Annotated in this window: 9 protein-coding genes; 8 read left to right on the top strand and 1 reads right to left on the bottom strand. The window is 38.7% G+C overall.

Features of this window, described 5'->3' with window-relative positions:
* The first annotated feature begins 182 nt into the window (after positions 1 to 182).
* The 3 genes from VB797_RS14220 to VB797_RS14210 all read left to right on the top strand — a co-directional run bounded on the left by VB797_RS14220 (position 183) and on the right by VB797_RS14210 (position 1,321).
* Entirely contained in the window at positions 183 to 611 is a 429-nt protein-coding gene (locus VB797_RS14220) for a hypothetical protein (protein WP_323238338.1), read from the top strand.
* Positions 612 to 727: 116 nt separating this feature from the next.
* On the top strand, positions 728 to 922 hold the full coding sequence (locus VB797_RS14215; RefSeq protein ID WP_323238337.1) for a hypothetical protein: 195 nt from the start codon (positions 728 to 730) through the stop codon (positions 920 to 922).
* A gap of 69 nt (positions 923 to 991) precedes the next feature.
* Entirely contained in the window at positions 992 to 1,321 is a 330-nt protein-coding gene (locus tag VB797_RS14210) for a hypothetical protein (RefSeq protein WP_323238336.1), read from the top strand.
* 3 nt (positions 1,322 to 1,324) lie between these two features.
* Here VB797_RS14210 and VB797_RS14205 read toward each other — a convergent pair whose 3' ends face one another.
* A complete protein-coding gene (locus VB797_RS14205; RefSeq protein ID WP_323238335.1) occupies positions 1,325 to 1,984 on the bottom strand; it encodes a Uma2 family endonuclease in 660 nt (219 codons plus the stop codon).
* 555 nt (positions 1,985 to 2,539) lie between these two features.
* Between VB797_RS14205 and VB797_RS14200 the strand changes: the two genes are divergently transcribed.
* From VB797_RS14200 to VB797_RS14180, 5 genes are all read left to right on the top strand, one after another.
* Positions 2,540 to 5,422, top strand: a complete 2,883-nt coding sequence (locus VB797_RS14200) for a DUF1156 domain-containing protein (RefSeq protein ID WP_323238334.1) — start codon at positions 2,540 to 2,542, stop codon at positions 5,420 to 5,422.
* Positions 5,423 to 5,828: 406 nt separating this feature from the next.
* Positions 5,829 to 6,104, top strand: a complete 276-nt coding sequence (locus VB797_RS14195) for a hypothetical protein (protein ID WP_323238333.1) — start codon at positions 5,829 to 5,831, stop codon at positions 6,102 to 6,104.
* A 45-nt stretch (positions 6,105 to 6,149) separates the two neighbouring features.
* Entirely contained in the window at positions 6,150 to 6,473 is a 324-nt protein-coding gene (locus VB797_RS14190; protein ID WP_323238332.1) for a hypothetical protein, read from the top strand.
* The gene (locus VB797_RS14185; RefSeq protein WP_323238331.1) at positions 6,473 to 6,763 is read left to right on the top strand and encodes a type II toxin-antitoxin system RelE/ParE family toxin; all 291 of its coding nucleotides are present in this window, start codon (positions 6,473 to 6,475) and stop codon (positions 6,761 to 6,763) included. Before VB797_RS14190 ends, VB797_RS14185 begins: the two co-directional genes overlap by 1 nt.
* 36 nt (positions 6,764 to 6,799) lie before the next feature.
* Positions 6,800 to 10,099, top strand: coding sequence for a helicase-related protein (locus VB797_RS14180; RefSeq protein WP_323238330.1), 3,300 nt, complete (start codon positions 6,800 to 6,802; stop codon positions 10,097 to 10,099).
* The last annotated feature ends 144 nt before the right edge of the window (positions 10,100 to 10,243 follow it).

Here is a 10,243-nt window from a genome sequence, read left to right as displayed (position 1 = left end):
TTTAATATCTGGCGGTTGAAACCGCAGCTACACAGGCTCCACCTTCGTGGACTAATTATTTATAACCCGCGCAGGCGGGTTTTGCCTGTGTAGCTGCGAATTCTATTCGCCGGATTATATTCGCTTACTTACGATTGTTACCAATTACCAATTACCAATTACCAATGCCCAATTAACAAAAAATGCAAGAATTCCAACTACGTGTAGTTCCCATCGATAACAATAACTTTGCTTTAGAGTTATATCAATGTGCTTATAAAAAAGCTGGTGAAAAAAAGCGTCCTTCAGCGAAACGAATTGGACGTTTGAAAGGTAATGCTTTAATTATGGCGAAACAAGCGATATATGATTGTTTAAAAGCGAATAATTACGACCCCAAAACTTTAAATAATACTCGTAAAACACCTTATATTGTCAGCGAAGAAACCGGGATTAATCTGGCTTTACTGATTCAAACATTACAACCGCTTTCTAAACCGGAAAGAATCGCTAATATTGCCACTGGAATTACGGAAATGAGTAACGAAGAATCTCATTATTGGTTTGCTAAAGTTAGTAATGGTAAAAAACGGACTGCTTTAAAAGCGATTCGGGTATTGTTGGGGGATTGAGATTTATTCACGGTTTATAACGTTAAATTTATTAACAAAAATTAGTCTAAAAATAATTGAAAATAAATATGGGGACAATTGTGTCCCCCATTAGCGAATATTAAGGAGGTGATACATTGAGCAAAAACGGTAACGGTCATCGAGGTTTTTGGAATCCAGCTAAAATCTTTATCCGTCTTTTTCAAGGCATTTGGGAGAAAGAGGATAAAGTCTTTGGTGAAACATACCTCGTAGACTCGGAAGTTGTCAAAGAAGACTTGGAAGATGTGGCAGATGAACCACAGCAAGAGTCTGAGAATGGCAACAACTAACTAGAATGATAGCCCCTAACTAGCACTTAGGGGCTATCTTCCTTAATCTTTCTTATATCTATATTAACTATGTCAAACTTAAACACAACAATTATTCGTCCTATTTACTACCGAATTATCGAACGTCGCGGTAACGGTTGGGCTTTTAAGCATGGAAAACCTTTTGTAAATTTATTTAACTCTCCTTTACTTTCAGATGATGATTTATTTTCAGCATTTAACACTTCAATGAAAAAAGTTGCTCTTGAACTTTTCCGCATCAACGGTGGTAAACAAGGTTATTATATAGCCGATATTTTGGATAAAAAGTATTACTATTGCGGTAGCGATTGGGAGGATGTTAAAAGCAAGCTCAGGGAGTTGGGAATTGGTAGGGAAAATCCGATATTTGACGAATAAATATCAATTTCCGGCATCAAAAATCTGTTGTGCGGTAAGATTTAGTTCGGGGAAAGCTTTAGAAATAATCCGGTCATTTCCTCGGAATAAAGAAACTTGATATTCATCATCAATTAAATTATAAATAGATAAAGTGGGTTGTTTGGGTTTACCGATAAATTTGTTTCCACCTAAGCCTAAATAATCAACGGACACTTGCTTCAAGCCGGGAAACCCGTCCAACGCAGTGTCCTCAACAATCCAATATTCAGGAATACCAATTTCTTCATATTCCCTGACCTTATTATAATAATCATCGCGCCAATTTGTGGAAACAACTTCAATTATTAAAGGGATTGAAGCACCCAACTGTACGGTAGAATATTTTGTCCATAATTCTTCTGATTTTAAAGCCGGTTTATTGAGGATTAATAAGTCTGGAGAGTATGCCGATTCACTACTGACGGATTGTACTAGTGCTGTTTTAGGAATTGAATACGGTAATTGCAAGCGCTTGATTTCGGCAGAAGCTTCAATAGTTAAAAAACCTGTTACCTCTTCATGTTCTCCTATCGGCTGTGCCATTTCAACTATTGCTCCATGATGTAATTCATAGCGTCCCTTTTCTGGTTTTGTGTCCAGAAATTCTTGCACTGTAATTAATTTGGTTAATGATTGAGCCATTCGATTTTGGATTTTATATTTTGGATTTTGGATTTTCTTATTTACAAATTCCTGGCTACTATTAGAAATTTTCACGATTGGGCATCCAATCCGCCAGGGACTGCAAGTCCCTGTCTAACAGCATAAGTCCTATAAATAGGACTGAAGTAATACTTCTCATAACTAATGTGGTGAGGTACTAGTACTCCTTTGCATTGCATTAGTTATGAAGGGTAAAATTTTAGTCCTCTTCAGAGGACTTGTGCTATTAGACCGGGAATTGCATTCCCGGACGGGCTGGGATATAAACCCGTCAGAATTAATGAAATGAACTACTAGTTCTTCTGTAAATTTGAAGAGGTTAAGATTCTTGACTCTCTCAACTCGGATTCCTTCTGTTAGCCAAGATGAAGGCTTGATTACTACGTTTGTCATAGCTTTAGTGCAATATTACTATAATCTGTCCTTATTTTAGCGTTGTTTCAACGCACCATCTTGGTGTCACGAACTTCGGCTCTTAACACCCTACAAACACTACAATATACATGATCTAAAAATTACCAATCTCCCGCGCCCATGTCCAACCCCACCCCCAAACGTCCCCAACTCTTCATCGAGAAAATGATGCCTGTACAATTGCTTAACCAGCAGGTATATTACGAGCATGGGGGAAATCCGTTTAAGGGTTTACATCGGTGGTATTCTCGCAAGCCTTTGTCTTTTAGTCGCGCTTCGGTTTTGGCTTCTTTGTTACCCGCAGATGTGACGATGACGGAATTTGAGCATTTATTGGGGTTGGTACCGGGAAAGGAAGTCAAGCTTTACAAAACTCCACCCACTTCGACAAGGATTAAGAAGGTTCAGGATTATTGTGAGAAAACTTGGGGAACTCGCACACCGACTGTGTTAGATGCCTTTGCGGGTGGTGGTAGTATCCCATTTGAAGCCGCGAGATATGGGTTAAACGTGCTTGCTTCCGATTTGAATCCCGTTGCGGTGGTGACGATGAAAGCAGCGATGGAATATCCGTTGAAATTTGGACCGGATTTGCAGCAGGATATCGATAAATGGGTGAAGTGGGTAGGGGATGAAGCCGAAAAAAGGTTAGCTGAGTTTTTCCCTTGTAATCCAGGGGAAACCGTGCAAAATTATTTATGGGCGCATACCGTTGTTTGTCCGAGTTGTCAGTCGGTTGTTCCTTTGAGTCCGAATTGGTGGTTGAGTAAGACGAGTAATTATGCAGGGAAAGGACAAGCTAGGAAAGTTACGAGTGATTGGTATGCGGTAAAGCCAATTCCTAATCTTGAAAATAAGCGGGTTGATTTTGAATTGGTTAAGGGAAGAAAGGGGAAGGGAACGACGATTCAAACTGATGATGGGGAATACGATCCGGATAATTATAAAACTGTATCAAGAAGTGTGGGTAAATGCCCTAACTGTTCTAATACAATTGAACAAGAATATTTAATAGATTACGCACAAAAATTTGGCTTTAGTCATCAACTTTATGCAGTAGCTTATCGCGAAGGTGCTAATAGTCTTCAATTCAAAATCCCAACTGATATAGATTTTTCTGGTTTTGGATTAGCTCAAATTAAAAGTAAAGAAAATTATAGTAATTCTACTAAAAATCATTTAATTCCTGAAGAAGCTTGTAGTGATAATCCTCAATATATGATGGCTTATCGCTATGGTTTGACTACGTGGGATAAATATTTTAATCCACGTCAGCTTTTAACTCTTGTAACTTATTTAGAAATTATCAACGAAACAAAAGCATTAATTCAAGCAGAGTATGAATTGGAGAAAGCACAAGCTACTATAACCTATTTAGCTTTAGTATTAGACCGTTGTGCAGATGCAAGTTGTAGATTATGTATATGGGATGCATCAAGGGCAAGTTCAAAAAAAGCATCTACACAACACGCATTTAACTTAATGTGGAACTATCCAGAAATTAATGGGGCTAGCGATTTATGGAATTTGTGTGTAGAAATGTTCGCATCAGATTATAAGAATCTTTGCTCACTTTTCGGAACTCAACCCGATTCAATAGGAATTCTTGGAAAACAACATGATGAAAAATCAATTCAAATCAACGTAGAATCCGCTGATAACTTAATCCATATTCCTGATAAATCTTTAGATGCTGTTATCACCGATCCACCTTACTATGACACAATACCTTATGCAGAACTATCGGATTTCTTCTATGTTTGGCTAAAACGTACTCTTGGTGATATTCTTCCCGAACTTTTTTATTTAGAATTAACCGATAAAGATAGAGAAGCTGTTGCAAATTTGGGACGCTTCCGTAATATGGGTGTTTCTCCAAAAGAATTAGCTTATCAAGACTACGAAGCAAAAATGGCAATGGCTTTTGCTGAATACCACCGAGTTTTACGCGACGATGGGGTAATGACAGTACAATTTAACCACAAAGATTCCGGCGCGTGGGATGTCTTAGCAAAATCACTGATCGATGCTGGATTCGAGATTACCGCATCTTGGGCTGTGAGTACCGAAAATCCGCAAAATTTGCACCAAGCGCAGAAAAACGCCGTATCCAGCACCGTACTTTTAGTATGTCGCAAACGCAACCCCGAAGCCGAACAAGCTTGGTGGGATGACGTTCGCATTGATATCAGAAATATCGTCTTTGAAAAAGCTCCAGAATTAGAAAAAGCGATAGCAGCAGATTCTCGTCCCGATGCAGATAAAGTAGCAAACCCGCGTCAACGCATCAAACCCCCCGGTATCGATTTATGCTTAACCGCTTTCGGTGCAGCTTTGAGCGTATTTACCAAATATACTATAATTCTCGACAGCGCTGGCAATCAAGTTGAACCCAAAGCAGCATTTGAAGAAGTGCGTCAAGCCATAGTGGAATACCGATTGCAAAACCTATTACAAGGTAAAGACTTCAACGGCATCGATGCTTTAACCCAATGGTATATATTAGCATGGGACACCTTTGAAGCCCGCGAATTTCCCTTTGACGAAGCTCGACAACTGGCTTTAGCAGTCGGTGGTTTTGACGTTTCGGACTTAGCAAAAAAGCATAAATTAATTGAATCAAAAGGTGGTAGCTGTAAACTTTTGACACCCCAACAAAGACTCAAAAAACGCGCTTTCTCGGTGAATGAAAACGACTTTTCCGCCCAATATCTACTCGATGGACTTCATGCCATAATTGCCCTTTACCAAGAAGAAGAAAACATCGAACCCATCCGCAGATTTTTGAAAAATACGGGATTAGTCAGCAACGATTTATTCATGCGGACATTTGAAGTTGCTTTGAAAGTTATCCCGCAAATTAGAGACGAAAAGAAACGCATTCCCGAAGAAAAAGTTTTGCAAGAATTGTGGTTATCAATGGATGAAATTAAAGCTAAAGTATCCTACGTACAGCAGGAATTAGAATTGAATCAAGGGGGACAGTTGGAGTTAGATTTATAGTGAGCGGCGAGGATACCTGGCGACTAGAAGTCGCGGCTACACAGGCAAAACCCGCCTTCGCGGGTTGTTTTTTTTAGTCCACGCACCATCTGGACTTCGCTTGTGTAGTAGCGGTTTCAACCGCCGGGTATCTTTAAAGCACTTCCAGAAGAGGAATAATTATGACTTTTGATGTAGGGTGTGTAGTTTAGAGAAAATTTGAACGTAGTAATAATATTAAATTACAGCGTCACGCACCATCAGCAATTTTAATAATATTTTACGTCTTAAATTAAAAAACATATTGCAATAAAAACTCAGCGTTCCTTCCCGTTAACCTTTGCGCTCCTCTGCGTTCAAAGGAAATTTATTCAAGCTTCACACACCCTACAATTAAATAGTAAAATAGAACCAATTATCAAAAAAAATGAAAGTTAGAGGAATAAAACGCGGTCAAAATATTGAGTTATTAGAACAAGTCAACAATATTCCTGACGGTACAGAAATTATTATCGATTTGAAAATTTATTCAGAGCCAAATATTCAAAACAAGCAATCCTTAACAGATGAGGAAAGACTAGCAAAACTTAATAAATTATTTGGTGCTTGGAAAGATCAACCCGATTTAATCGAAATTTATGAAGAAATTGATCGAGAGCGTCATTCTTGTCGAGGGAGAAATATAGATTCTTTTGATAATTAGTTAAAATGAGACAAGTAAGTAAACCTACTACAAAACTTAAAAATTATGACAGCAAGCAATATTAAACAGCAAATATTAGAGCATCTTGAACCATTACCACCAGAACAAGTAAAAACAATTCTTTTAACATGGTTAACGAGTTCATCCGAAAACTTAGAAGATTTTGAGCAGTTGCTTACAAATCAACCGACTCAAGCTGTGGAATACGGTGAAATAGATTCAGCATTAAATTTTCAACCCCTTACCGAAGCTGAAATGATTCAACAAAGTAAATTAGCTCTGGAAGATTATCGTCGTCAAGGTTCCGGAATAGCACATAATATTGTACGTGAATGGGCTGATAGTTTAGGAACTGACGAAGAACGCTAATGTCCCAAATAATTTGGACTCAAAACGCGACAGATGATTTAAATCGCCATTATGATTTTATCAAACTTAATAACCCTGATGCAGCAGCACGCGCAATACAGGCAATTGTTTCTTCTGGTGAAAGTTTACAGGAGAATCCTCGTCGAGGTGCCATAGTAGATGAAGTAGCAGGCTTACGGAAACTTTTAGTAACTTTTGGTAAATACGGTTACATAATTCATTACGTTATCCTTGAAGATGATGTGATTATTTTGCGTATCTACCACGGACGAGAAAATCGACCTCGTTAGTGTCAGCCGCTTTAATGATATGAATTACCGTATTATATGCCAAAATTATTACGCGATTATCCCTGGAAAATCAGCTACTCTAGCAACACTGATAACACCATCGCCGATTTTTATATTCCAGCTTTAGAATGTGCAATTAAATATGACCGAAAATCCGGCTTTTTTAGCAGCGCTATCCTCAGTAAAGTAGCTCGCGGATTAGGAGCAATGCTACACCAAGAAGGACAAATCCGCTTAATTATGGGTTGTCAATTCAGCCAGCAAGATTTATCAGCAATTCAAGAAGGTTATACGCTACGAGATACTTTATTGACTCGTTTAGATGCAGAATTGAAACCACCCGAAAACTTTGCTCAACTCAAGCATTTTGAAATCCTCAGTTGGTTAGTTGCAAATAATTATCTTGATATCAAAATTGCTATTCCTCTTAAGGATGGTATTCCTGAATCTAGCGAAAAACAATTAGATCCACAACATATTTTTCATGAAAAAGTTGGTATTTTCAATGATAAGAATGGTGATACTTTAGCTTTTAGCGGTTCAAATAACGAATCTATTAGCGGTTGGTCAAAAAATGTCGAATCTTTCCACGTTTATTGTTCTTGGGAAGGTGGAAGGGAACGCGATCGCGTTGAGGAAGAAGTTTCTCGGTTTGAACAACTTTGGTACGATGTTTCACCGAATGTCCGGGTATTTGATGTTCCGGAAGCTGTACAAAGAAAGCTTTTGCAATATACTCCCGATCGCAAACCTATATGGGATGCGAAAATAGAATTTGATACTCGAATTCTTGATTCTTTTGAAGATGATGGATTAAAAAACCGCAGCGAAAAGTGCGGTCTTGGGGTCTCCCCAAGTGGAGCAACTTTTCAAGAGAGAGACGCAGAGAGCGCTGAGGAAAGAAGTAATGAGGTATTAATAGTTAGTGAAGATGAGTTAGTTAAGTTTAATCAATTAGCTAATATTCATATAGATCCAGGTTGTTTGGATTTTTGTTTAAAATCTATTCCGATAAAACCTTGGGTTCACCAAATTAAAATTCTCCGTCGGGTTGCAGAAATGTTTCCTCAAAGTTTTCTCATCGCTGATGAAGTTGGTTTGGGAAAGACTATTGAAACGGGTTTAATTCTCAAATATTTACTATTAGCTAAAAAGGTCAAGCGCGTACTTATTCTCGCACCTGCTAGCGTTCAACCACAATGGCTTGAAGAATTACGAGAAAAGTTTAATCTGCATTTCTGGAGTTATGCTCAAAATGAATTTACGAACCTAATTCCTCAACCCCCTCTCTCACAAAAGAATGGGGAGAAGAATCATTCCCCTCTCCTTTTACAAGGAGAGGGGTTAGGGGTGAGGTTACAACAAGGAGAGGGGTTAGGGGTGAGGTTAAATCCTTGGAATTCTCACGATTTAATCCTCTCTTCTTCTCATTTGGTCAGAAGAAAGGAAAGAATGCTCGAACTTCTCGAAGCTGAACCTTGGGATTTGGTAATCTTGGATGAAGCACACCACGCTCGTCGTAAAAGCCCCCAAAACCGCAAGGAAACCCCAAACCGCTTGTTACAATTAATGACACGGTTGAAGGAGAAAACTAAGTCTTTGATTCTGCTTTCTGCAACTCCGATGCAAATTGATGCGATCGAAATCTTTGATTTATTATACCTGTTGGGATTGCAAGGTCATTGGAGTTATGGCGATAATTTCTGTAATTATTTTGAATCCCTACAGCAAAATCCTAAAGCAGAAACCCTTGACTTTTGGCAGCTTATGTGTAGCGATTATTTCCAACGTGGGGGGGAAGCAAGTTCAAGATTACAACAATTCTTACATCAAAAAGACCGAATTCTCGCTTACAAAATCCAAGACACTTGGCAAAGCGGTAAAAAAATCGTCAACCATAAAAAAATATTAGCAGATCAAGACTTGCTCGCCGCTTCTTGTCAGTATCTAACCGCAAATACCCCGCTCAAAGATTTAATGTTTCGCCATACTCGCGACACCTTGAGACAATATTATCAAAGGGGATTGTTAGAAAAAGATATTCCTATAAGAGAAGTATACGACAATGCGATCGCCCTTGAACCACAACGAGAAATTCCCCTGTACCAAGCAGTTAGCGATTACGTGCGCCATTTTTACAGATTAGCTCAAATCGACCAGCGTTCCTGTTTGGGTTTCTTGATGACTCTATACCGCAAACGCTTAACTAGTTCATTTTACGCAATTAAATCATCTCTGCAACGCCGTTTGGATTTCTTATTAACCCAGCAGGGAAGCATTTTAAGTAATGATGATTTAGCAGACTTAGACGATGCAGACGACGCAGTAATTACCGGGTTAGAATCCTACTTTGAACCAGTAGATCCTCAAGAAATCCAGTATCTTGAAGATTTATTACGTCAATTTGACAATACCGGGGAAGACACCAAACTTTCCCAATTTATCAAAATCCTTCGTCAAGAACTTTTAGCTCGTGAAAGCGCGATCGCATTTACCCAATACACCGACACAATGGACTATTTGCGATCAACTTTGCAGCAATCCTATGGTAGTCAAATAGCTTGTTATTCCGGTAGAGGTGGGGAATTATACTTTGAAGGAAAATGGTGGATTGTTCCTAAAGAAGAAATCAAAAAACGCTTTCGTGACAACGAAATCAAAATTCTTTTATGTACCGAATCCGCTTCCGAAGGCTTAAACTTACAAAATTGCGGTGTATTAATTAATTATGATATGCCGTGGAATCCCATGCGAGTCGAACAACGTATCGGTAGAATTGATCGGATCGGACAAAGATATTCTACCGTAAGGATTCACAATTTTTACTATGACGGCACGGTAGAAGCAAAAGTTTACCGAAAATTGCGCGATCGCATTAACGCTTTTGCGACAGTTGTCGGCAATCTGCAACCAATTTTAGCTCAAGTACCCACCTTCATCGAACAAGCAGTCATGAGTGCAGATCCAGAAGAAGAAGACGTTTTGATGTCGCAATTCGATTCACTAATAGATACCCCTCCCTCCCGAATTGCCATTGAAGAAATGATTACAATGGACATGGATGCAGACTTAGCAGAAATTCAAAAACCGATTGCTCCTTCACCCTTCACACCACAAAATATCGAACAGTTATTTACTACTTCGGTAACTCTAAAAAATTGCCATGTCATTTTTACCCCCAGTCAACAAAAAACTTGGCAGTTAACCTATCAAGGCAACATATATAATATTACCTTTTATCCACATATCTTTGACGAAACACCTTCACTGCGGTTGATGAGTTTTGGTGATGCTTTGTTTGAGGAATTACTGCAATTAGCTATATTTAAACATTAGCCATGTATAAAGATAGGTATTAAAAGTCAGGACTTACGTTAGCGGAGCGTGACGCGGTAGCGTCATTATTGTCACAATAACTAGTTGGTGCGTGACACCACAAACAATATTGTTTCGTTCAAAATCACTCAAAGTGTCACACAC

Origin of the sequence: Rivularia sp. UHCC 0363, from assembly GCF_034931125.1 — a bacterium.
Taxonomy (GTDB): Bacteria; Cyanobacteriota; Cyanobacteriia; order Cyanobacteriales; family Nostocaceae; genus Rivularia.
Note: the sequence above shows the minus strand (reverse complement) of the source record. Positions and strands in the feature narration are given on the sequence as shown.